Annotated in this window: 26 protein-coding genes; 19 read left to right on the top strand and 7 right to left on the bottom strand. The window is 65.5% G+C overall.

Annotated elements, in window-relative coordinates; translation table 11 throughout:
* Positions 1–64 precede the first annotated feature (64 nt).
* Complete coding sequence (locus tag OSH10_RS19790) at positions 65–2,083, top strand: thioredoxin domain-containing protein (RefSeq protein WP_266333889.1); 2,019 nt, start codon at positions 65–67, stop codon at positions 2,081–2,083.
* Positions 2,084–2,186: 103 nt separating this feature from the next.
* Here the strand turns inward: OSH10_RS19790 and rho are convergent, their stop codons facing one another.
* The 3 genes from rho to hemE all read right to left on the bottom strand — a co-directional run bounded on the left by rho (position 2,187) and on the right by hemE (position 5,140).
* On the bottom strand, positions 2,187–3,443 hold the full coding sequence (gene rho, locus OSH10_RS19785) for a transcription termination factor Rho (protein WP_266333951.1): 1,257 nt from the start codon (positions 3,441–3,443) through the stop codon (positions 2,187–2,189).
* 231 nt (positions 3,444–3,674) lie between these two features.
* On the bottom strand, positions 3,675–4,103 hold the full coding sequence (hemJ, locus tag OSH10_RS19780; protein ID WP_266333887.1) for a protoporphyrinogen oxidase HemJ: 429 nt from the start codon (positions 4,101–4,103) through the stop codon (positions 3,675–3,677).
* Positions 4,104–4,117: 14 nt separating this feature from the next.
* Positions 4,118–5,140, bottom strand: a complete 1,023-nt coding sequence (gene hemE / locus OSH10_RS19775) for a uroporphyrinogen decarboxylase (protein WP_266333885.1) — start codon at positions 5,138–5,140, stop codon at positions 4,118–4,120.
* Positions 5,141–5,574: 434 nt separating this feature from the next.
* Between hemE and OSH10_RS19770 the strand changes: the two genes are divergently transcribed.
* The 5 genes from OSH10_RS19770 to dnaQ all read left to right on the top strand — a co-directional run bounded on the left by OSH10_RS19770 (position 5,575) and on the right by dnaQ (position 9,292).
* On the top strand, positions 5,575–6,438 hold the full coding sequence (locus OSH10_RS19770) for a pyruvate, water dikinase regulatory protein (RefSeq protein ID WP_266333883.1): 864 nt from the start codon (positions 5,575–5,577) through the stop codon (positions 6,436–6,438).
* Positions 6,435–7,022 carry a Maf family protein gene (locus OSH10_RS19765; protein ID WP_266333881.1) on the top strand — a complete coding sequence of 196 codons (588 nt, stop codon included), beginning with the start codon at positions 6,435–6,437 and terminating at the stop codon, positions 7,020–7,022. Before OSH10_RS19770 ends, OSH10_RS19765 begins: the two co-directional genes overlap by 4 nt.
* 9 nt (positions 7,023–7,031) lie before the next feature.
* Positions 7,032–7,910 (top strand): shikimate dehydrogenase, encoded by an 879-nt coding sequence (locus OSH10_RS19760; RefSeq protein WP_266333879.1) that lies wholly within the window; start codon positions 7,032–7,034, stop codon positions 7,908–7,910.
* Positions 7,907–8,500 (top strand): dephospho-CoA kinase, encoded by a 594-nt coding sequence (gene coaE / locus OSH10_RS19755; protein WP_266333877.1) that lies wholly within the window; start codon positions 7,907–7,909, stop codon positions 8,498–8,500. The genes OSH10_RS19760 and coaE overlap by 4 nt, the downstream gene beginning before the upstream one ends.
* A gap of 72 nt (positions 8,501–8,572) precedes the next feature.
* Positions 8,573–9,292 (top strand): DNA polymerase III subunit epsilon, encoded by a 720-nt coding sequence (gene dnaQ / locus OSH10_RS19750; protein WP_266333875.1) that lies wholly within the window; start codon positions 8,573–8,575, stop codon positions 9,290–9,292.
* A gap of 85 nt (positions 9,293–9,377) precedes the next feature.
* Here the strand turns inward: dnaQ and secB are convergent, their stop codons facing one another.
* Entirely contained in the window at positions 9,378–9,863 is a 486-nt protein-coding gene (gene secB, locus OSH10_RS19745; protein WP_266333873.1) for a protein-export chaperone SecB, read from the bottom strand.
* Positions 9,864–10,110: 247 nt separating this feature from the next.
* On the opposite strand from secB, the gene OSH10_RS19740 reads away from it, so the two are divergent.
* The 4 genes from OSH10_RS19740 to OSH10_RS19725 are packed head-to-tail and all read left to right on the top strand — an operon-like array spanning position 10,111 to position 12,910.
* Complete coding sequence (locus OSH10_RS19740) at positions 10,111–10,833, top strand: Tim44/TimA family putative adaptor protein (RefSeq protein WP_266333871.1); 723 nt, start codon at positions 10,111–10,113, stop codon at positions 10,831–10,833.
* A 60-nt stretch (positions 10,834–10,893) separates the two neighbouring features.
* Positions 10,894–11,946: a murein transglycosylase A gene (gene mltA / locus OSH10_RS19735; RefSeq protein ID WP_266333950.1), complete on the top strand. Its 1,053-nt coding sequence runs from the start codon at positions 10,894–10,896 to the stop codon at positions 11,944–11,946.
* On the top strand, positions 11,943–12,533 hold the full coding sequence (locus OSH10_RS19730) for a Smr/MutS family protein (RefSeq protein WP_266333870.1): 591 nt from the start codon (positions 11,943–11,945) through the stop codon (positions 12,531–12,533). The genes mltA and OSH10_RS19730 overlap by 4 nt, the downstream gene beginning before the upstream one ends.
* Complete coding sequence (locus OSH10_RS19725) at positions 12,530–12,910, top strand: helix-turn-helix domain-containing protein (protein WP_266333869.1); 381 nt, start codon at positions 12,530–12,532, stop codon at positions 12,908–12,910. The genes OSH10_RS19730 and OSH10_RS19725 overlap by 4 nt, the downstream gene beginning before the upstream one ends.
* A gap of 6 nt (positions 12,911–12,916) precedes the next feature.
* On the opposite strand, the gene OSH10_RS19720 is transcribed toward OSH10_RS19725, so the two are convergent.
* From OSH10_RS19720 to hslV, 3 genes are all read right to left on the bottom strand, one after another.
* Complete coding sequence (locus OSH10_RS19720; protein WP_266333868.1) at positions 12,917–13,864, bottom strand: DUF1402 family protein; 948 nt, start codon at positions 13,862–13,864, stop codon at positions 12,917–12,919.
* A 194-nt stretch (positions 13,865–14,058) separates the two neighbouring features.
* The gene (gene hslU, locus OSH10_RS19715; protein WP_266333866.1) at positions 14,059–15,363 is read right to left on the bottom strand and encodes an ATP-dependent protease ATPase subunit HslU; all 1,305 of its coding nucleotides are present in this window, start codon (positions 15,361–15,363) and stop codon (positions 14,059–14,061) included.
* 17 nt (positions 15,364–15,380) lie between these two features.
* Positions 15,381–15,947, bottom strand: coding sequence for an ATP-dependent protease subunit HslV (gene hslV, locus OSH10_RS19710; RefSeq protein ID WP_266333864.1), 567 nt, complete (start codon positions 15,945–15,947; stop codon positions 15,381–15,383).
* 197 nt (positions 15,948–16,144) lie between these two features.
* Here hslV and hisB point away from each other — a divergent pair, with 197 nt between their 5' ends.
* The 9 genes from hisB (at position 16,145) to grpE (ending at position 22,459) form a co-directional block, all read left to right on the top strand.
* On the top strand, positions 16,145–16,738 hold the full coding sequence (gene hisB / locus OSH10_RS19705; protein ID WP_266333862.1) for an imidazoleglycerol-phosphate dehydratase HisB: 594 nt from the start codon (positions 16,145–16,147) through the stop codon (positions 16,736–16,738).
* Between the two features lie 9 nt (positions 16,739–16,747).
* Complete coding sequence (locus OSH10_RS19700; RefSeq protein WP_266333860.1) at positions 16,748–17,224, top strand: DUF2628 domain-containing protein; 477 nt, start codon at positions 16,748–16,750, stop codon at positions 17,222–17,224.
* Positions 17,221–17,871: an imidazole glycerol phosphate synthase subunit HisH gene (gene hisH / locus OSH10_RS19695; protein WP_266333858.1), complete on the top strand. Its 651-nt coding sequence runs from the start codon at positions 17,221–17,223 to the stop codon at positions 17,869–17,871. Before OSH10_RS19700 ends, hisH begins: the two co-directional genes overlap by 4 nt.
* Positions 17,871–18,611, top strand: a complete 741-nt coding sequence (gene hisA, locus OSH10_RS19690; protein ID WP_266333856.1) for a 1-(5-phosphoribosyl)-5-[(5-phosphoribosylamino)methylideneamino]imidazole-4-carboxamide isomerase — start codon at positions 17,871–17,873, stop codon at positions 18,609–18,611. Before hisH ends, hisA begins: the two co-directional genes overlap by 1 nt.
* Positions 18,611–19,399 carry an imidazole glycerol phosphate synthase subunit HisF gene (gene hisF, locus OSH10_RS19685; RefSeq protein WP_266333854.1) on the top strand — a complete coding sequence of 263 codons (789 nt, stop codon included), beginning with the start codon at positions 18,611–18,613 and terminating at the stop codon, positions 19,397–19,399. Before hisA ends, hisF begins: the two co-directional genes overlap by 1 nt.
* A 12-nt stretch (positions 19,400–19,411) precedes the next feature.
* The gene (locus tag OSH10_RS19680) at positions 19,412–19,735 is read left to right on the top strand and encodes a phosphoribosyl-ATP diphosphatase (protein WP_266333852.1); all 324 of its coding nucleotides are present in this window, start codon (positions 19,412–19,414) and stop codon (positions 19,733–19,735) included.
* A 22-nt stretch (positions 19,736–19,757) separates the two neighbouring features.
* On the top strand, positions 19,758–20,711 hold the full coding sequence (coaA, locus tag OSH10_RS19675) for a type I pantothenate kinase (RefSeq protein WP_266333850.1): 954 nt from the start codon (positions 19,758–19,760) through the stop codon (positions 20,709–20,711).
* 120 nt (positions 20,712–20,831) lie between these two features.
* Positions 20,832–21,731, top strand: coding sequence for a cation diffusion facilitator family transporter (locus tag OSH10_RS19670; protein ID WP_266333849.1), 900 nt, complete (start codon positions 20,832–20,834; stop codon positions 21,729–21,731).
* A 122-nt stretch (positions 21,732–21,853) separates the two neighbouring features.
* Complete coding sequence (grpE, locus tag OSH10_RS19665) at positions 21,854–22,459, top strand: nucleotide exchange factor GrpE (protein ID WP_266333847.1); 606 nt, start codon at positions 21,854–21,856, stop codon at positions 22,457–22,459.
* Positions 22,460–22,461 lie beyond the last annotated feature (2 nt).

The raw sequence follows: 22,461 nt of genomic DNA, 5'->3' as shown, positions 1-22,461 counted from the left end.
CTAGGCGCGCCGCGCGCACCGTCCTACCCTAGAAGCCCCGAAGCCCGAAAAGCCAGAGAGCCTCATGACCGAAAACCTGCTGCGCTTCGAGACAAGCCCCTATCTGCTGCAGCATCAGGACAATCCCGTGCACTGGCGCGGCTGGAACGCAGCCGCCTTGCAGGAAGCCCGCGACCGCGATGTGCCGATCCTGCTGTCGATCGGCTATGCCGCCTGTCACTGGTGCCATGTCATGGCGCATGAATCGTTCGAGGATCCGGCGACGGCCGCGGTGATGAACCGTCTATTCGTCAACATCAAGGTCGATCGCGAGGAACGGCCTGACATCGACCAGATCTACATGGCCGCGCTGCATGCCCTGAGCGATCAGGGCGGCTGGCCGCTGACGATGTTCCTGACGCCGGAGGGCAAGCCGATCTGGGGCGGCACCTATTTTCCCAAGACATCGCGCTATGGCCGTCCCGGCTTCACCGACGTGCTGACCCAGATCTCGGCCTTCTATGCCGACGACCGGGAACAAATCCTGGCCCAGGCCGACCGCATCGCGGCGCATCTGCAGCCGCGCCGGGAGAGCGCCGGTCCCGCTCTCGACCGGACGCTGCTCGACGAGGCGGCGCGATCGATCCTGTCGATCATGGATCTGGAGCGCGGCGGCACCAAGGGCGCGCCGAAATTTCCCAACACCGCCGCGCTCGATTTCTTGGCTCGCAGCGCGCATCGCACCGGCAATGGCAATCTGGCCCGCGCCGTGGACGCTGCCCTGCTCGGTATGAGCAACGGCGGCATCTTCGATCACGTCGGCGGCGGCTTCGCCCGCTACAGCACGGATGCGGACTGGCTGGTGCCGCATTTCGAGAAGATGCTGTCCGACAATGGCCTGCTGATCGAGCAATTGAGCCTGCTCTCCGGCATCAGCGGCGCCGGCGCGATCTATCGCAGCCGGGTCGAGACGACGATCGGCTGGCTGCAGCGCGAGATGCTGACCGCCGGCGGCGCCTTTTCAGCAAGCCTCGACGCCGACAGCGAGGGACATGAGGGCCGGTTCTATGTCTGGAGCCGCGGCGAGCTGGACGAATTGCTGGGTCGCGATGACGCGGCCTTCGTCGCTGCGCACTATGACATCCGGCCGGAAGGCAATTGGGAAGGCGTTTCGATCCCGAATCGACTGCGCAGCCCCGAGCCGCTGGATGTCGCGCAGCAAGCTCGCCTGGACAAGCTGCTCGGCCGCATGCTCGAACGGCGCGCAAGTCGGGTCCGGCCGGGCCTCGACGACAAGATCCTGGTCGACTGGAACGGCTATGCCATCGCCGGCCTCGCCACGGCGGGCATGCTGATGCACCGGCCGGACTGGATCGACCTCGCGGCGCGGGCATTTCGTTTCATAGCCGAATCGGTTTCGCACGAGGGTCGGCTCGGCCACGCGGCGCGCCACGGACAAATGGTATTCCCCGGCTTCTCGTCCGATCTCGCGTCCATGGCCAAGGCGGCGATCGCACTGCATCAGGCGACGCAGGATCCTGCCTGGCTCGACCCGGCGATCCACTTCCTGGATCAGCTGGAGGCGCATCACGGCGACGGCGAGGGCGGCTATTTCTTCACCGCCGCCGACGCCGAGGCGCTGATCCTGCGCAAGGCCGATCGGATCGACGACGCAGCCCCCAATCCGCATGGCCTCGCCGTCGACAGCCTGGCGCGGCTCTGGGCGCTGACAGGCGAGGATCGCTACCGCGACCGCGCCGACGCGGTGCTCGAAGCCGCCTCGCCCTTTATCAACCGCAACGTCTTCGGCACGGCGAGCCTGCTATCCGGCCTCGACCTTCGCCTCGCGGTGCGAACCATCGTCATCCTGACCTCCCCCGACGACGATGGCGCGAGTCTCCGGCACGCCGTGATCGACCACTGGCGACCGACCTTCGTGCTCGATGTCCGGTCCGGGGATCGCGCCCTGCCCGCCAGCCACCCGGCGCATGGCAAGACGACGACCGATGGAAAAGCGACCGCCTATGTCTGTCGGGAAGGCAGCTGCTCGCTTCCCGTCACCGAACGGGACGCGCTGATCGCCCTGCTTCGCGCGGATGGCTAACGAATCGTTACCGCGGTGCTAACAGCCCAAACGAAAATGGCCGGGCAAAAGCCCGGCCATTTTCGCGTCGCAGGCGCGCTCCGAAGAGCCGCGAAAAGATCGATCAGGTGTTCATCTGGTCGAAGAAATCGGAGTTGTGTTTCGTCTGCTTGAGCTTGTCGAGCAGGAACTCGATCGCGTCGACCGTGCCCATCGGCATGAGGATGCGGCGCAGCACATACATCTTCTTGAGCACGTCCGGCGGAACCAGCAGCTCTTCCTTGCGCGTACCCGAGCGGGTGATGTCGATCGCCGGGAAGGTCCGCTTGTCGGCCACCTTGCGGTCCAGGATGATTTCCGAGTTACCGGTGCCCTTGAACTCTTCGAAGATGACTTCGTCCATACGGCTGCCGGTATCGATCAGCGCGGTCGCGATGATGGTCAGCGAGCCGCCTTCCTCGATGTTGCGCGCTGCGCCGAAGAAGCGCTTCGGCCGCTGCAGCGCATTGGCGTCGACACCACCGGTCAGCACCTTGCCGGAGGACGGCACCACGGTGTTGTAGGCGCGGCCGAGGCGGGTGATCGAATCGAGCAGGATGACGACGTCTCGGCCATGTTCGACCAGGCGCTTGGCCTTTTCGATGACCATTTCGGCGACGGCGACGTGGCGGGTGGCCGGCTCGTCGAAGGTCGAGGAAATGACCTCGCCCTTCACCGAACGCTGCATGTCCGTCACTTCTTCCGGACGCTCATCGATCAGCAGCACGATGAGATAGCACTCGGGATGATTTTCGGCGATCGAATGGGCGATGTTCTGCAGGAACACCGTCTTACCGGTGCGCGGCGGCGCGGTGACGAGCGCGCGCTGGCCTTTGCCGAGCGGCGCGACCAGATCGATGATCCGGGGCGTCATGTCCTTGCCGTGCTGAACCTCGAGCTCCATCCTGAAGCGCTCGTTCGGGTAGAGCGGCGTCAGATTGTCGAAGTGAACCTTGTGGCGCGCCTTGTCCGGGTCCTCGAAATTGATCGTCGAGACCTTGAGCAGGGCGAAATAGCGCTCGCCATCCTTGGGACTGCGGATATAGCCCTCGACCGTATCGCCCGTCCGCAGCGAGAAGCGGCGAATCTGCGAGGGAGAGACATAGATATCGTCGGGTCCGGCGAGATAGTTGGCGTCGGGCGAGCGCAGGAAGCCGAAGCCATCCTGCAGCACTTCGACAACGCCTTGCCCGACGATCTCGACGTCGTTGTCGGCCAGCTGCTTGAGGATCGCGAACATCAGTTCCTGCTTGCGCAGGGTGCTCGCATTCTCGACCTCAAGTTCCTCGGCGAAGGCCAGCAGCTCCGTCGGGGACTTCGCCTTGAGGTCCTGTAGTTTCATTTCACGCATGGGTTTTGTGAATCTCGTTGGGATTCAGGAAAGGATGGATCGAAGGGTATCGAAAAAGGGGATTGGCAGAACTTCAGCCTGGCGGGAGCTATGCCCACCGGCGCGATGCTTCGGTCGTCCCTGGCAGGTCAACCGGCATCCGTCTGCTTCGACAAGATGGCGCACCATAATCGCTCGCCGGTTCCACGGCAAGCGGCAGGAACGTCGCAATTTCGCAGAAACCTAGAACGGCTTGACCACAACAAGGATGACGATCAGCACCATCAGCACCGTCGGAATCTCGTTGGCGAGGCGAAAAGCCCGCTCCGAGCGAGTGTTCCGGTCCGCTGCGAAGGCCTTTCGGCACGAGGCCAGCCACATGTGGAAAGCCGACATGGCGACGACAAGCACGAATTTCGCCATGAACCAGGGCTGCTGTTCCCAGCCGCCGAGACGCACGATGGTGAGGCCGGTGATCCAGGTCAGGATCATCGCCGGATTCATGATCAGCCGCAGCAGCTTGGCTTCCATCACCTTGAACGTCTCGGACTTGTCGGAGCCAACCGCCGCGCCGGTATGATAGACGAAAAGGCGCGGCAGATAGAAGATCCCCGCCATCCATGCAATCACCGAAATGACATGCAGCGCCTTGATCCAGTCGTAATAGGCCATGTGCTTCCCCTGCCCTAGCGTCGCACGCGTTCAACGAGACGCTCGACATGCTCGATCGGCGTTTGGGGCACGATTCCGTGACCCAGGTTGAAAATCAGTCTTGCGCCGCGCATCGCGTCAAGAATTTCATCGACGGCATCATCGAGCTGGGTTCCGCCGGCAACCAGGACCATCGGATCCAGATTGCCCTGGATAGCTGCGCGATCGGCGATTTCCTGGCGGACGGTCGCCAGCGGCACGGTCCAGTCGACCCCCACCGCGTTGACCCCCGTGGTTTCGACGAACGAGACGAGGCCGCGATCCGCGCCCTTGGGAAAACCGATGAAGCGCGCACCCGGGATTTCGGCGCGAACGCCGGCGACGATCCGCGCGATCGGCCCGGCCGACCAGCGCTCGAAGGCGGCGGGCGAAAGCACGCGCGACCAGCTGTCGAAGACCTGCACCGCATCGGCGCCGGCCCGAAGCTGCGCCACCAGATAGACGATCGAGGCCTGCACCAGCTTGTCGATCAGCCGGTCCAGCGCCTGCGGGTCGCGTGCCGCCAGAAGACGCGAGGGCGCCTGGTCCGGAGTCCCCCTGCCGGCGATCATGTAGGTCGCAACGGTCCACGGAGCCCCGCAGAAGCCGATCAGGGCCTTGTCCGGAGCCAGCTCGCGTCGAACTGCGCTCACGGTCTCCAGCACGGGCGCCAATCGTTCAAGGACGGCATGGGTCGTGAGTTGCTCGATATCGGCGATGTCGATGGGATCCAGGCGCGGACCCTCGCCTTCGACGAAGCGGACGTCGCGGCCGAGCGCATGCGGGATCACAAGAATGTCGGAGAACAGGATCGCCGCATCGAAGCCGAAGCGTCGGATCGGCTGCAGCGTGACTTCCGTCGCCAGTTCCGGCGTGTAGCAGAGATCGAGGAAGGATCCGGCCTTGGTCCGCAGCGCGCGATATTCCGGCAGATAGCGCCCCGCTTGCCGCATCAGCCACATGGGCGGCTGGGCGATGGCTTCGCCATCCAGCACGCGCAGCAGGCGCGCCTTCGTCATCAATGCCGTCGAACTGTTCTGCACCACCATCACCAAAGAAAGAGATCTATCTGTAGTTTCTTCTTCTTTTAGACGGTGGATTACCGTCATTCAGCGCTGTCCACAATGCGACCGAGACGCCGGCTGCTAACAGGCCCGATTCCAGCCGGCTGTGAATCCATTTGGGGAGCAACAGCGATCGTTTCGCACTATCCCCTTGAGTCATTTTCGATTTTTTCGATGCCTACAATCTTCGCTATCTGGATTCGGCTGTTCATATGTCGTTAAGGTATTGGTTAATAACTTCTTAACGCGCAATTCCCTCGACAGCCCTGAATCTTTGTCCCCAGGCCCAGCCGCTGTTGATGATTTTCCGGCCATCGGGGACAAGGCGGGCGCTCGCGACCGGACCGGGAGTTTATCCCCGTCCTGTCCACAGCCCTGGGGATGACAGTGTGAAAAACGAGGCCCGACACCTGCACCTTCATCTGATATCCGATGCGACGGGCGAGACGCTTCTGACCGTGGGCCGCGCAGCTTCCGCCCAGTATCCGGGCGTCGAAGTCATCGAGCACATGCATTCCATGGTCCGCGCGCCCAAGCAGATCGAGAGGCTGGTCGCCGAAATTGGCCAGGAGCCCGGCATCGTCCTGTTCACGCTGGTCGACCGATCGATGGCCATGATGCTGGAGCAGGGCTGCCGCGACATCGGCGTGCCGTGTTTCTCCGTACTCGATCCCGTGCTTCAGGTGTTCCAGTCCTATCTCGGCGCTCCCAGCCAGGCTCGGGTCGGCGCGCAGCATTCCCTGGACGGCGATTATTTCCGGCGGATCGAAGCGCTGACCTTCACCATGATGCATGATGATGGCCAGTTGCCGGAGGATCTCGATCTTGCCGAGATCGTGATCATCGGCGTCAGCCGGACCTCGAAGACGCCGACCAGCATCTACCTTGCCAATCGTGGCGTGCGCACCGCCAATATTCCGATCGTACCGGGTATTGGCCTGCCGGCCGAGCTGGAAGCAGCGACGAAGCCGTTGATCGTCGCGCTTGTCGCCACGCCGGACCGGATCGTGCAGATGCGCGAGAACCGCGTTCTTTCCAATGCGAGCTTCGGCGAGGACGATCCTTATGTGGATCGCGCCGCGGTGGCCAACGAGATCGCCTCGACGCGCAAGATCTGCGCGCGCAATGGCTGGCCCGTCATCGATGTGACCCGTCGCTCGATCGAGGAGACCGCCGCCGCCATTCTGGCGCTGCGCAACAAGCAGGCCGGCGGCGCCAAGGACGCGCTCGCCAGGGACGGCTCGATCCTATGAGGCTGATTCTCGCTTCAACCAGTTCGACCCGCATCGCTCTGCTTCGCAATGCCGGCATCGATTTCGAGGCGATTTCGCCTCAAGTCGATGAACGCGCGCTGGAAACGCCGTTGCTGGCGGCCGGGGCATCGCCAGCGGAGATCGCACTGGCCCTCGCGCGTGCCAAGGCTTTGGCGATCAATGGCCCCGGCGCGCTCGTGCTGGGCGGCGACCAGGTTCTCGATCTCGATGGCGAGCGTTTCGTCAAGCCGGCCGATCGCGCCGACGCCGCGCGCCAGATTGCCCGGCTGGCCGGCAAGACGCATCGGCTGCGGACAGCAGTCGTACTGGCGGAAGCAGGCGAGATTGTCTGGGAACTCGTCACAACGGCCAGCCTGACCATGCGGCCGCTCGATGACGAAGACATCGAACGCTATCTCGACGCGGCCGGAGACTCGGCACTGTGGTCCGTCGGCGCTTATCTGCTGGAAGGCGTCGGAATCCAGTTGTTCTCGGCTATCGAGGGCGATTATTTCAGCATTCTCGGCCTGCCGCTGCTGCCGCTTCTCGAAATCCTGCGCCAGCGCGGCGTCCTTCCGTCCTGACGAGGCGCCATGACCCCTTCTTTGCTCCAGGTTTCCGCTGTGCCCACCGCCTGCGTCATTGGCTGGCCGGTCAAGCATTCGCGTTCGCCGATTATCCATCGCCACTGGATCTCGGAGCTTGGCCTGATCGGCGATTATGTGCGCCATCCCGTCGAGCCGGAGCATGCCGCGGATTTTTTCGCGAATTTCGCCGGCGGACCCTTCATCGGCTGCAACGTCACCGTCCCGCACAAGGAAGTGGCCTTTGCTTCGGTCGCACATGCCGATGTCGTCGCCACTGCGTTGGGCGCGGTGAACACGGTCTGGCTCGAAGACGGCCGGTTGATGGGCTCCAACACCGACGCCGAGGGCTTCATTGCCAATCTCGATCAGTGGGCGCCGGGCTTCGACGCCAATCCGGGCGCGGCGATCGTGCTGGGGGCGGGCGGCGCCGCGAGGGCCGTGATCTGGGCCCTGCAGGCGCGCGGCTTTGCGCCGATCCATGTCGTCAACCGCACCCGCGACCGCGCCGAGGCGATGGCCGAGCGTTTCGGTCCCGATATCCGGCCAGCCGGCTGGGACGACCTCCCTGCCCTGCTGCCGCAAGCGGGATTGCTGGTGAACACCACCTCGCTCGGCATGGAAGGCCAGCCGCCGCTGACCATCGACCTCGCTATGGCGCGCGATGACCTGCTCGTCACCGATATCGTCTACATCCCGCTCGAAACGCCGCTGCTGAAGGCGGCGCGGTCGCGCGGGCTGCGGACGGTCGACGGGCTCGGCATGCTGCTGCACCAGGCGGTTCCGGGCTTTGAACGCTGGTTCGGCCGCCGGCCGGTCGTCACGCCCGGACTGCGCCGCCTGATCCTGGCCGATATGGGCATTACGGAAACGGGTGCGGCGGCGTGATCGTCATCGGCGTCACCGGCTCGATCGGCATGGGCAAGTCGACAACCGCCCGACTGTTCGCCGCGCATGGCGCGGTTCTGCATGATGCCGACGCCGTCGTGCATGCGCTCTATCGCGGGGCCGCCGTGCCGCGGGTGGCCGAGCGGTTTCCCGATGCGATCCTTGACGACGTGGTCGACCGCGGTCGGCTCTCCGCCCTGCTAGCCGCCGATCCGACCGGTCTCGCGGCGCTGGAGGCGATCGTGCATCCGATGGTGCAGGCCGTCGAGGCAGAGCGGATGGAAGCGGCGCGGCGCGAGGGGCGCGCGATGTTCGTTGTCGACGTGCCGCTTCTGCTCGAAACCGGGGCCGAACGGCGCGTCGACGTGGTCGTCGTCGCCAGCGCCCCGGCCGAGATCCAGGCAGCGCGGGTGCTGGAGCGTCCCGGCATGACGCCGGCGCGGCTCGAGGCGATCCTGGCGCGGCAGATGCCGGACGCGGAAAAGCGGCGGCGGGCGCATTTCATCGTCGATACCGGCGGCAGCAAGCAAGCGGCCGCGCATGCCGTGGCCGACATCGTGCGGGCGTTGGCGGCGAAGGCCGCCACCTGACGTCTCCGGTGGTGAAATTCTTGCGCCGCCGGCCCGCGCCGCGATAGAAGCGGAACGAACGGGAGCAGATCTTTGCGCGAAATCGTCTTCGATACGGAAACGACCGGACTTGAGCCGCTCAAGGGCGACCGGCTGGTGGAAATCGGCGCGGTCGAACTGTTCAACCATCTGCCGACCGGTCGCCATTATCACGTCTACATCAATCCCGAACGCTCGATGCCGGACGAGGCGTTTCGCGTGCACGGGCTGTCGACCGAGTTTCTCGCCGACAAGCCTCTGTTCAGCGCCGTCGTCGACGAATTCATCGATTTCATCGGCGACGCGACCCTGATCGCCCATAACGCCAATTTCGACATCGGCTTCCTGAACGCCGAGTTTGCCCGCCTCGGCAAGCCACCGATCCCGCCCGACCGGGTGATCGATACGCTCGCCCTGGCGCGGCGCAAGCATCCCAAAGCCGCCAATACGCTCGACGCGCTCTGCTCGCGCTACGGCGTCGATACCAGCTCGCGCACCGTGCATGGCGGTCTCATCGACTCGGTGCTGCTGGCCGATGTCTATCTCGAACTGATCGGAGGGCGGCAGCCGGATCTGGTGCTGGTTCCCGATGCGGTCGCCGAGGTCAATGACGATGGCGGCTTGATCATCGTGGCGCCGCCGCAGCAGCGTCCGGTGCCGCGCGTGTTCCGCGTCACGCCGGAAGAGCAGGCCGCGCATCGCGCCTTCATCGGCAAGATGGGCGAGAGCGCGCTCTGGAACGCCTATCTGCCGCAGGAGTCCGAACCGGCCTGAATTCAGCTCGAGGCGTCGCACCAATAAAAAAGCTCCTGAACCGGCGGTTCAGGAGCTTTTTTCAGGCAAGCGGTCGCGGATGAGATCAGCTTGGACGCGAACCCTGCTGGGCGGCGGCCATTTCCATCAGGCGCTGACGGTAGAGCTGGGTAAAATCGACGGGATCGACCAGCAGCGGCGGGAAGCCGCCATTGCGGGTCATGTCGGCCAGGATCTGGCGCGCGAAGGGGAACAGCAGGCGCGGGCATTCGATCATCAGGATCGGCGCCAGGTTTTCCTGCGGCACGTTGGAGACGCGGAAGACGCCGGCATAGACCAGTTCGGCGACGAACAGGGTCTGGTCGCCGTCCGTCGCGCGGCCTTCGAGACGCAGCTCGATCTCGTAGTCGTCGCCTTCCAGCGGATTGGCGCCGACATTGATGCCGATGTTGATCTGCGGCGCGGCGCGGCGCGGACCCAGCGAGCGCGGGGCGCCCGGGTTTTCGAAGGACAGATCCTTCACATATTGCAACAGGATCGAAAGGTTCGGCTGGGCGAGTTGGCCCGCGCCGTTTTCGTTGTCATCGGCCATGAAGGCGGCTCCCCTGGAACAATCGGCCGAATGGCCTGATCTTAACAAGTGGGCTCGCTAACACTTCCGTCTCGGTGATACAAGCGGCTGGACCAAGCTCGTCGGAGACATGCGCGCGCCACGCCTGGCATTGTGTCCTTGACGGACTTGGATCGACGCCCAACGATTACCACATTGGGTCTATGATCGCTCGAACGTGCGCAATCGGCTTCATGGACACCCCAGAATAGGACAGGACGCCTTCGGCATGAACGGCTTCGTCGATATCTATACGCTGATCTTCCTCGTCCTCGCGGTGGTGATCTTCTTCAAGCTGCGCGGCGTTCTTGGTCAGCGTACCGGCAGCGAGCGTCCCCCTTTTGATCCGTTCACGCGCCGCAAGGCGGATGAGCCGGAAGCGGCGAATGATGGCAAGGTCGTCACCCTGCCCCGTCGCCCCAGCGAAGATGTCTCGGCCGCGACGATCGCCGCGCAGGACGTCGATCACCGCATCTCGGCGGTCGCGACCCCGGGCACGCCGCTCGCCGCCGCGGTCGGCCAGATCATGGCCGCCGATCGCAGCTTTGACCCGCAGCAATTCATCGATGGGGCCCGCACGGCCTACGAGATGATTGTCACGTCCTTCGCCAAGGGCGACCAGAAGGCCCTGAAGCCGCTGCTTGGCCGTGAAGTGTTCGACGGGTTCTCCAGCGCCATCAGCGAGCGCGAATCGCGCGGCGAGACGGTCGAGTTCAACTTCGTCGGCTTCGAGAAGGTCGAGATGGTCGATGCGGCCCTGAAGGGCGGCAATGCTCAGGTCTCGGTCAAGTTCGTCTCCAAGCTGATCTCGGCGACGCGCGACAAGGCCGGCGAGATCGTCGACGGCGATCCCGTGCATATCGCCGATGTCACGGATATCTGGACCTTCGCGCGCGATGTTGCGTCCCGCGATCCGAACTGGTTGCTGGTCGCCACCGAAACCGTTGAATGACCGGGAAAATCGCTCGTGTCGACGGATGGAACCGCCCGGCCTGTGCCCGTGCCGTTTGGCATGCTCGATGGCTGGCATGACGATGATCATGCCGAGGCCTGGCGCGCCTATCGTCTGAGCGCCGTCTACGCCGCCGAACACGAACCGAAGACCCGCGCACTTGGCATAGACGGGGCCGCCCTCGCCCGTATCGCCCGGATCGCCGCCGCCATGCCGGCCGAGCTCGGCCGCGACGACGCCAGGGCGTTCTTCGAGACGCATTTTCAGCCGATGAAAGTCGTCGCCGAGCCTGCGCGCGGCTTCTTCACGGGCTTCTACGAGCCGGAAGTCGCCGCATCACGGACGCGGACTGACGGCTTTACCGTGCCGCTTTTGGCGCCGCCGGCCGAACTGGTCGAGGTCGACGAGCACAATCCGCCACCCGGTCTCGAGCCCGGCATGCGCTTCGCGCGCCGGACGGAAGGCGTATTCGAACCGTTCTTCGACCGGGGCGAGATCGAGCGGGGCGCGCTCGCCGGGCGAGGGCTGGAGCTCGCATTTCTCGCCGATCGCGTCGACGCGCTGTTCGTTCACATCCAGGGTGCCGCGCGCCTGCGCCTGCAGGATGGCGAGATGCTGCGCGTCACCTATGCCGCGAAGTCGGGCCACGCCTATACGTCGGTCGGCAAGGTCCTGCTCGATCGGCAGGCCCTGCCCAAGGGCGGTGTCAGCATGCAGTCGATCCGCGCCTGGCTCGCCGACCACCCGGAGCAGGCCTCCGAGGTGATCTGGCAGAACCGCTCCTACATCTTCTTCCGCGAGGCGGCGGTGCAGGATCCGGCGCTGGGTCCGATCGCCGCCGCCAAGGTGCCGCTGACGGCCGGGCGCAGCCTCGCCGTCGACCGCACGCTGCACACGTTTCACGCGCCGGTCTGGATCGACACCGTGCTGCCGGAGGCCGAGGGGGCGGGCGCCTTCCGTCGCCTGATGATGGCGCAGGATACCGGCTCGGCCATTCTCGGTCCGGCGCGCGGGGATATCTTCTTCGGCTCGGGCGATGAAGCCGGCCGGATCGCGGGGCGCATGCAGGCTGCCGGCGGCTTTGTCGTCCTGGCGCCGCGGAGCGCTCCATGACGCGCCGCAAGCGAAGCCTCTCCGGCGAAGAACGGACGCTCTGGGCCACCGTCGCCCGCACCGTCGCGCCGCTCCGTCCGGAAGACACCGTCCCGCCTCCGCCGCCTCCGGCGGCCGAGACGCCGATCGCCGTCTCGGCGGTGGCCAAAGGGACGGGCATGCCTGCCAAGGCCGGCAAGCTGGGCAAGGCCGTGCCGCCTCCGCCTCCGCCGCTGCACCCGATCGAGCGCCGCACGCTGACCCGTGTCGCGCGCGGCACCATCGAGATCGACGGCCGCATCGATCTGCACGGGCTCACCCAGCTGGACGCGCACGACCGGCTGCGGGGCTTCCTGCATGACGCCCAGTCGCGCGGTTCCAAGCTGGTGATCGTGATTACCGGCAAGGGCAAGGTCGGCGGCGACGACCCGTTTGGCATGAACGAGCGCGGCGTCCTGCGCCGTCGCGTGCCGCAATGGCTGGCGGAGCCGGGCCTGCGCAACATCGTCCTCGGTTTCGAGGAAGCGCATCGCAGCCATGGCGGTGGCGGCGCGCTCTATGTCCGGATCCGCAAGAAGCGGACCGCGCACAAGGCGGGCGGGGCGTGACGCCGTTCGGCCAGCGTCTGCGCGCCATGCGCGACGAGCGCGGCCTTTCGCTGAAGACGATGGCCGAGGCTCTGGGCGTTTCCAGTTCCTATCTCTCGGCTCTGGAGCACGGCCGGCGCGGCAGTCCGAGCTGGTTCATGGTCCAGCGCATCATCGCCTATTTCAACGTGATCTGGGACGAGGCCGAGGAACTGCAGCGGCTGGCCGAAACCTCGCATCCGCGCGTCACCGTCGACACGGCCGGCCTCGATCCGGCGGCGACCGAGCTGGCGCATCTACTGGCGGCGAAGATCGGCGGCCTCAGCGCCAAATCCCTGAGGGATCTCAAGAAAGCGGTTCGCGACGCGGCGGCGCGCGATCATGTCGACGGCGCCTGAGCGCCCTCAGAGCAGCTTGCGCAGATCGTCGATCCGGTCGTTCACCAGCCAGCCATAGTAGTTTTCCTGGGGCATGGCGTTCTTGTTGCGCTTGCGCTCGGCGGCGAGAACGCGGGCCCGCACCTTGACGTCGCCGACATTGTACAGCGTCGCGGTGATGCCGGGATTGTTGGAAATGTCGACGCCGGCCGTGTCGCGATAGACATCGATCGACAGGCGGATGATCGCCGCCATGTAGTCGAGCGACATGTTGGGATCCATGATCGCCTGGTAGAGCTGCGGCGCGCGCTCGGCGTCCAGCAGCGGCAGGCCGCTCTTGCGGTGCACGATGTCGGTCACCGTCAGCGCGGTCAGCGGATTGATCTGCCCGAGGCCGAAGGTCTGGCCGGCATAGAGCGGCTGGAAGAAGACCTTCGAGAAGCGGTCGCGCGGGAACGACTTGCCGTCGACCTTCTTGCCGCGGAAGTCCTTGTCCCAGACGTCTTCGCGGCAGGTCCACAGGTCATAGGCGGATTTGAGCCCGTCACAGGCGTCGAATTGCGGCCGCGATACGAACTGGGTGACGGATTCGCCCTGGTATCCGAAGGCGAGGTCGGTGGTGCCGAGATAGGCCAGCGCCTTGACGTAATAGGACTGGGCGCTGTCGAGGCCGCCGACATTGTAGGTGTGCTCGCCGACAATGGCGCCGATCAGGTGCACCGGGTCGACGCCATAGGTGGCGGCGGCGCGCTTGATCGACCGCATCAGGCTCTTGTCGCGCTTCAGCAGCGCATAGATGCGATTGTACTTGGCCTCGAAGCTCTCTCGGGTTTCGCCGGCGCGCTTGATCGAGCTCATGTCGATCGCCGGCTGTTCCTTCGACCGGTTGCCCGGCGGCACGGCGACGAGCGCCCAGGCGGGCAGGATCGTCGCAACGATGATGGAAGCAAGCAGGGCACTGCGCAGAAGACGCATGGGGGATCCGTCGCTCGGTCGATCGAATGACCGCACCCCGTCACGGATCGGCCGATCCGCGCCTTATAGCATCGGAAAACCGGGCTCGAAAACGGCATCCCTGCCACACTGGCCGGAGAAAGCCCCTCGATGGCAAGCCGGCCCCGCCGACGGTCAAGTCGGCGGGGCCGGTCAGGCCTGTCAGGGCAGGGCGATCAGAGGATGTAGCGCGACAGGTCGATGTTGCGCGAGAGATCGCCGATATGCGCCTCGATATAGGCTGCGTCGATGGTCACCGTCTCGCCGGAGCGATCGGGAGCCGCGAAGCTGATGTCGTCGAGGATACGCTCCATCACCGTCTGGAGCCGGCGCGCGCCGATGTTCTCGACCGAGCTGTTGACCTCGACGGCGATGCGGGCGATCGCGTCGATGCCGTCCTCGGCGATGACGAGGTTGACGCCTTCCGTCTGCATCAGCGCGACATACTGCTTGATCAGGCTCGACTCCGGCTCCGTCAGAATCTGGCGGAAATCGGACTGGGTCAGGGCCTGAAGCTCGACGCGGATCGGCAGGCGGCCCTGCAATTCCGGCAGCAGGTCCGATGGCTTGGCGATGTGGAAGGCGCCGGACGCGATGAACAGGATATGGTCCGTCTTCACCGGCCCGTATTTGGTCGCCACCGTCGTGCCCTCGATCAGCGGCAGCAGGTCGCGCTGCACGCCCTCGCGGGACACGTCGCCGGAGCGGCCTTCGCGGGCGCAGATCTTGTCGATCTCGTCCAGGAAGACGATGCCGTCATTCTCAACGACGCGGATCGCCTCGGCCGTCAGCGCATCGTCGTCGAGCAGCTTGTCGGATTCCTCGTCGATCAGCACCTTGTAGCTGTCCTTGACCGTGACGCGGCGCGTCTTGGTCTTGCCGCCAAAGGCCTTGCCGAGCATGTCGCCGATGTTCATCACGCCGATCGAGGCGCCGGGCATGCCGGGAACGTCGAACTGCGGCATGCCGCCCGACTGATCGCGCACCTGGATCTCGATTTCCTTGTCGTCCAGCTCGTTGGCGCGCAGCTTCTTGCGGAAGCTTTCGCGCGTCGCGGGGCTGGCGGATTCACCGACGAGCGCGTTCAGCACGCGTTCCTCGGCCGAGAGATGCGCCCTGGCCTCGACATCCTTGCGCTTCTTCTCGCGGGTCAGGCCGATGCCGATCTCGACCAGGTCGCGGATGATCTGCTCGACGTCGCGGCCGACATAGCCGACTTCGGTGAACTTGGTCGCCTCGACCTTGAGGAAGGGCGCGCCGGCGAGCCTCGCCAGGCGGCGCGAGATCTCCGTCTTGCCGACGCCGGTCGGCCCGATCATCAGGATGTTCTTCGGCAGAACCTCCTCGCGCATCTGGCCTTCCAGCTGCTGGCGGCGCCAGCGGTTGCGCAGCGCGATGGCGACGGCGCGCTTGGCGTCGTTCTGGCCGATGATGTAGCGGTCGAGCTCGGAGACGATCTCGCGGGGAGAGAAATTGGTCATGAGGTTTCCTGTCCGCCCTAGGCTGCGTCGAGCTGCTCGAGCGTGACACTGGTGTTGGTGTAGACGCAGATGTCGGCGGCGATCGCCATCGCCTTGCGGGCGATCTGCTCGGCGGTCAAGTCGCTGTCCATCAGGGCGCGGGCGGCGGCGAGCGCGTAGTTGCCGCCGGAGCCGATGCCCATCACGCCGCCCTCCGGCTCCAGCACGTCGCCATTGCCGGTGAGGACAAGGCTGGTGCTGCTGTCGGCGACCAGCATCATCGCCTCGAGATGGCGCAGATAGCGGTCGGTACGCCAGTCCTTGGCGAGTTCGACGCAGGCACGCGTCAATTGTCCCGGATATTGCTCAAGCTTGGCCTCCAGCCGCTCGAACAGGGTGAAGGCGTCGGCGGTCGAGCCGGCGAAACCGGCGATGACGCCACCCTTGCCGAGCGGGCGGACCTTGCGGGCGGTGTGCTTGATCACCGTCTGTCCGAGCGACACCTGGCCGTCGCCGGCGATGACCACCTTGTCGCCCTTGCGAACGGTGATGATCGTCGTCCCGTGCCAAGCCGCATAGGGGCTGTCATTCTGGGAATGTGTCATGATCTGCTTTCGTGGCGGATCGCGTTGGTCCCTGGAGGCCCCGCGGCGATCCCTGTTTGGCTAGAGGGTCATATGTAGGCGCGCTGCCCGGCGATGCAAAGGCTTGCTCAACCTTATGGCGTTACAAGGAAACGCCTGATAAAAGCCGGCTGTCCTGGGCTGAATTGGGCCGAGCGGGACTAAGAAGGAAAGCAGATATGCGTAGCGCCACGATCGAGCGCAAGACGAAGGAAACCGAGATCGCGGTGACGCTGGATCTCGACGGCACCGGCCGCGCCGACATCGCCACGGGCGTCGGCTTCTTCGACCATATGCTCGATCAGTTGGCCCGCCATGGCCTGATGGACCTCACCATCCGGTGCAAGGGCGACCTGCATATCGACCAGCATCACACGGTGGAGGATGTCGGCATCGCCATCGGCCAGGCGCTCAGGAAGGCGCTGGGCGAGATGCGCGGCATCACCCGCTATGCCGACACGCACCTCGCCATGGACGAGGCGCTGACCCGCTGCGCCATCGATGTGTCCGGCCGGCCCTACTTGGTCTGGAAGGTCGAGTTCTCGCGCGACAAGGTCGGCGATTTCGACACCGAGCTGTTCAAGGAATTCTTCCAGGCCTTCGCCCAGAACGCCGGCATCACGCTGCACATCGAAAATCTCTATGGTGACAACAACCACCATATCGCCGAGACCTGCTTCAAGGCGGTCGCGCGGACGCTTCGGGTGGCCGCGTCGATCGACCCGCGCCAGGCCGATCGCGTGCCGTCGACCAAGGGCAAGCTGGGCGACTGAGAGGGCGTCATGACGACCTATACCGTTCACGCACCGCCTGTTTCCGCGACCGGCGGAGCGAGCGAGGCCGACCGGATGATCTTCGTCAAGGACGGCTTCTGCTGGCCCGCCTTGGTCATCCCGGTGATCTGGATGCTGTATCGCCGCATGTGGATCGTGCTGTGCTTCTATGCCCTGTTCGCGGTCGCGATCGAGCTCGCCGGCCGCTTTCTCGGCGCGCCGACGGCGACCGCGCTCGGCATTCTCGGCGCGCTCTATCTCGGTGTCGAAGGCAACACGTTGCGGCGCTGGACGCTGGCGCGGCGCGGATTTGCCGAGCGCGCCGTGGTCGATGGACATTCGATCGCGGAGGCGGAGATCCGCTTCTTCCATCGTCCGGCAGGCACGCCGGCCGAGGCCGACAATGTCGTCGCCGGCCCTGCCGCCAGACCCAGTTTCTCGACCGACATTGTCGGCCTCTTTCCGAGCCCGGGGACGACCCGATGACCATTGCCATCATTGACTACGGCGCCGGCAATCTTCGCTCGGCCGCCAAGGCGCTGGAGCTTGCCGCTTCGCGCACCGGCTCGACGGCGCCCGTCGTCGTCACCGCCGATCCGGAGGTCGTCGCCAGGGCCGATCACATCGTGCTGCCCGGCGACGGCGCGTTTGCCGATTGTCGCACCAGCCTCGACAGCGTCGACGGCATGATCGGGGCGATCAACGAGGCGATCGACGCGCGCGGCCGGCCGTTCCTCGGCATCTGCGTCGGCATGCAGCTGCTCGCCACGCGCGGCATCGAATATGGCGTGACCCAGGGCCTCGGCCGCATCCAGGGCGAGGTCCGCCGCATCGAGCCGAGCGATCCGCGCCTGAAGATCCCGCATATGGGCTGGAACACGCTCAATGCCTCGGGACCGCACCCGCTGCTCGATGGCATCGCGCTGGGCGACGATGGCTGGCACGCCTATTTCCTGCATGGCTATCAGTTCTATGCCGAGCACGCCGGCGACGTCGTGGCGACGGCCGATTATGGCGGCCCGATCACCGCGATCGTCACCACCGGCAACATCGCCGGCACGCAGTTTCATCCCGAGAAGAGCCAGAAGCTCGGTCTCGCCCTTCTCGCCAACTTCCTGAAGTGGAAGCCCTGATGATCCTTTTCCCGGCCATCGATTTGAAGGACGGCGCCTGTGTCCGCCTGAAGCTCGGCGACATGGAGCAGGCGACGGTGTTCAACACCGATCCCGGCGCCCAGGCGCATGAATTCGAGACGCAGGGTTTTGAGTATCTGCACGTCGTCGACCTCAACGGCGCCTTTGCCGGCCAGCCGGTCAATGGCGCGGCGGTCGAGGCGATCCTCAAGGCCGTCAAGATGCCGGTCCAACTCGGTGGCGGCATCCGCGACCGCGCCGGCGTCGAAGCCTGGCTCGACAAGGGCATTGCCCGCGTCATTCTCGGCACCATCGCGGTGCGCGATCCCGACCTCGTGCGCGAGGCCTGCAAGGCGCATCCGGGCCAGGTCGCCGTCGGCATCGACGCGCGCGGCGGCAAGGTCGCCGTCGAAGGCTGGGCCGAGACATCCGAGCTGACCACCATCGAGCTGGCGCGCCGGTTCGAGGATGCCGGCGTCGCGGCCATCGTCTTCACCGACATCGACCGCGACGGCGTGCTGAAGGGCCTCAACATCGAATCGACCCTGGCGCTCGCCCGCGCCGTCGAGATCCCGGTGATCGCCTCGGGCGGCCTCGCCTCGCTCGACGACGTCAAGCGCCTGCTTGAGCCCGATTGCGCCATCCTCGAAGGCGCGATCTCCGGCCGTGCGCTCTATGATGGCCGGCTCGACCCGGCCGAGGCGCTGAAGCTGATCCGCGAAGCGCGGGAGACCGCCTGATGCTGAAGACCCGTGTCATTCCCTGCCTCGACGTGCATGACGGCCGCGTCGTCAAGGGCGTGCAGTTCGTCGACCTGATCGATGCCGGCGATCCCGTCGAGGCGGCAAAAGCCTATGATGCGGCCGGTGCCGACGAGCTTTGCTTCCTCGACATCACCGCGACGCACGAAAACCGCGGCACCATCCTGGATGTCGTGGCGCGCACGGCGGAAGCCTGCTTCATGCCGGTGACGGTCGGCGGCGGCGTCCGCGCGGTGGAAGACATCCGCGCCCTGATGCTGGCCGGCGCCGACAAGGTGGCGATCAACTCCGCCGCCGTGACGGACCGCAGGATCGTCGCCCGCGCGGCGGAAAAGTTCGGCGCCCAGGCGATTGTCGTCGCTATCGACGCCAAGCAGACCAGGCGGCGCGGCGTGGATGGCGCCGACCACGACCGCTGGGAGATTTTCACCCATGGCGGCCGCAAGGCGACCGGCATCGACGCGATCGAATATGCGATCGAGGTCGCGGCGCTCGGCGCCGGCGAGATCCTTCTGACCTCGATGGACCGAGACGGCACGCGCGACGGCTTCGACCTCGCGCTCACCCGCGCCATCGCCGATGCGGTGCCGATCCCCGTGATCGCATCGGGCGGCGTCGGCGCGCTCGATCATTTCGTCGATGGCGTGATCGAGGGCCATGCCAGCGCCGTTCTGGCGGCATCCGTGTTCCACTTCGGCCAGTTCACCATTGGCGAGGTCAAGTCGCACATGGCAGCGGCCGGCATTCCCGTCCGGCTCGACGGCTGAGGAGGGCAGGGCATGTCCGATTTCACGCTTTCCGATCTCGCCGCCATCATCCGGGACCGCGCCCATTCCGGCGATCCCGGCTCCTACACCGCCAAGCTGGTGGCCAAGGGCCCTTCGCGCTGCGCCAAGAAATTCGGCGAGGAGGCGGTCGAGGCCGTCATCGCCGCGACCGAGCGCAATGGCGCGGAACTGACGGCGGAGGCTGCCGACGTGCTCTATCATCTGCTGGTGATGCTCGAGGCGTCCGAAGTGCCGCTCGATGCCGTCATGGCGGAGCTTGAAGGCCGCACCCGGCAGACCGGGCTGCAGGAAAAGGCGTCGCGGCCGGCGGAGTGATCCGCGGCCCGGGAGAATGACCATGGACAAGTCTGCGCGGATCGAGCACGCCCCGCATCGCATCTTCGGCCGCAAGGAATGGGCAAGCCTCCGGGCCGATATGCCGCTGACCTTGACCGAGGACGACCTTTCCCGCCTGCGCAGCCTGAACGACCCGATCTCGATCGACGAGGTCGTGACGATCTACCTGCCGCTGTCGCGGCTGCTCAGCCTCTATGTCGCCGCCACCCAGGGCCTCTACAACGCGACCCGCACCTTCCTCGGCGCCAATGAGGGCAAGACGCCCTTCATCATCGGCATTGGCGGGTCGGTCGCCGTCGGCAAGTCGACCACGGCGCGCGTGCTGAAGGCACTGCTCGCCCGCTGGACCAACACGCCGAAGGTCGACCTCATCACCACGGACGGCTTCCTCTATCCCAACGCCGTGCTCGAGCGCGAAGGGCTGATGGAGCGCAAGGGCTTTCCGGAGAGCTATGACCTGCCGGCGCTGCTCGCCTTCCTTTCCGACATCAAGGCGGGCCTCGGCAGCGTCTCCGCGCCGGTCTATTCGCATCTCGTCTACGACATCGTGCCGAGCGAGCGGATCACCATCGACCGCCCCGACATCCTGATCGTCGAGGGCATCAACGTGCTGCAGGCGCCGCGCCTGCCGCGCGACGGCACGGCCGTGCCCTTCGTCTCCGACTTCTTCGATTTCTCGATCTATATCGATGCCGACGAGGCGGATATCCGGCGCTGGTATGTCGAGCGCTTCCAGCGCCTGCGCGAGACCGCCTTCCAGGACCCCAATTCCTACTTCCACCGCTATGCGATGGTCCCGGACGACGAGGCGCTGGCGATCGCCGAGCGGCTGTGGTCGCGCATCAACCGGGTCAATCTCGACGAGAACATCCGACCGACCCGGCCGCGCGCCGATCTTATCCTCAGCAAAGGGGAAAGTCATTTGATCGAACAGGTCGCGCTGCGCCGTCTTTGAGGCGTTTGCTGGGTTTCTGGCAGGTTCGATTGCCACTCGTTCGCAGTTGCGAAGATAGCCGTTGAAGCCTCCTCGGGGCGGTGCTAATGCGCCGAAACCGCCGATATGCCGAGGACGATCATGCCGAAATGGAACGACAGGATCACGCTTGTCGCGCTCAGCTCGATCGTCATCGCGCTGGTCGTGATGGCGCTGAAATATGCCGCCTATCTGCAGACCGGCAGCGTCGCGCTTTATTCGGACGCGCTCGAGAGCATCGTCAATCTCGTCACCGCCGTCGCCGCCTTCTGGGCCATCCGGGTCAGCCACAAGCCGGCCGATAGCGACCACCAGTTCGGCCATCACAAGGCCGAGTATTTCTCCGCCGTGCTGGAAGGCGTCCTGATCGTCGTCGCGGCGCTTCTGATCCTGCGCGAGGCCTGGATCAGCTACGAAGCGCAGCACGCGCTGGAAAACACCAGCGTCGGCCTGTCGATCAATCTGCTGGCGACCGCCATCAACGGGGCCTGGGCGATGTACCTGTTCCGTTTCGGCCGCCGCCGCCGCTCGCCCGCCTTCATCGCCGAAGCCTGGCATCTGACCAGCGACGTCATCAGTTCCATCGGCGTCTTCTGTGGCCTGGTGCTGGTTGCGCTGACGGGCTGGATCGTGCTTGATCCGCTGCTGGCGGTGATCGTCGCCGTCAACATCCTCTGGTCGGGCTGGCGCGTCATCCGCGATTCCGTCGGCGGCCTCATGGATCATGCGGTCTCCAGCGAGGTCGACGGCGAGATCCGCGCGATCATCTCGACCGAGGCGACGGGCGCCATCGAGGTGCATGACCTCCGGACCCGCAATGCCGGCCGCGTCATCTTCATCGAATTCCATCTCGTCGTGCCGGGTTCGATGACGGTCGCCGCCGGCCACGTCATCTGCGACCGGATCGAGGCGGCGCTCAACAAGGCCATCCCGGGGTCTGAGGTGCTGATCCATGTCGAACCCGAGGCCGAGGCGCTGCATCACGGCGTGATTGTCCTCTAGCGGCGCCTTGGAGGCGTCCTGCCGGCGCCATGACCGATGGCGGGCTGGCGCAGCGCTTGATTTTCTGCCCTAAACTCATGATATCGGGCCTACCTTTGGTTCTGATCAAAAGAGAGTTCGCCATGTCTGACGATACCCAGCCCGTATCCCCCACCGAAGCAGCCGCCGAAGCGGCAGCCGCGGCCGTGGACGGCGACGTCGCGGCGGCTCGCATCGCGGCTTTGGAAGCCGAATCGGCCGAGTTGAAGGATCGCGTGCTGCGAACCATCGCCGAGATGGAAAATCTTCGCCGCCGTACCGAGCGCGAAGTCGCCGATGCCCGCCAATATGCGATCGCCGCTTTCGCCCGCGACATGCTGACCGCCGGCGACAATCTCGCCCGCGCGATCGAAGCGGTGCCGGACGAAGCCCGCAGCAGCAGCGAGGCACTGAACCTTCTCATCGACGGCGTCGAGATGACCGAACGCGATCTGGTCAACTCGCTGGAGAAGCACGGCGTCCGCAAGCTCGATCCGCTCGGCCAGAAGTTCGATCCGCACATGCACCAGGCAGTGTTCGAGATCCCGACCACCGAGCAGCCGGCCGGCACCGTCATGCAGGTCATGCAGTCCGGCTATGTGATCGGGGATCGGGTGCTGCGCCCGGCCATGGTCGGCGTCGCCAAGGGCGCGCCCAAGCCGAAGGAAGTGAAGACCGCAGCGGACGATTCGACGCCGCGTTCGGCCTGAGG

This window comes from Kaistia defluvii, assembly GCF_026343955.1.
Taxonomy (GTDB): Bacteria; Pseudomonadota; Alphaproteobacteria; order Rhizobiales; family Kaistiaceae; genus Kaistia; species Kaistia defluvii.
This window is presented reverse-complemented; position numbering and strand designations above follow the sequence as displayed.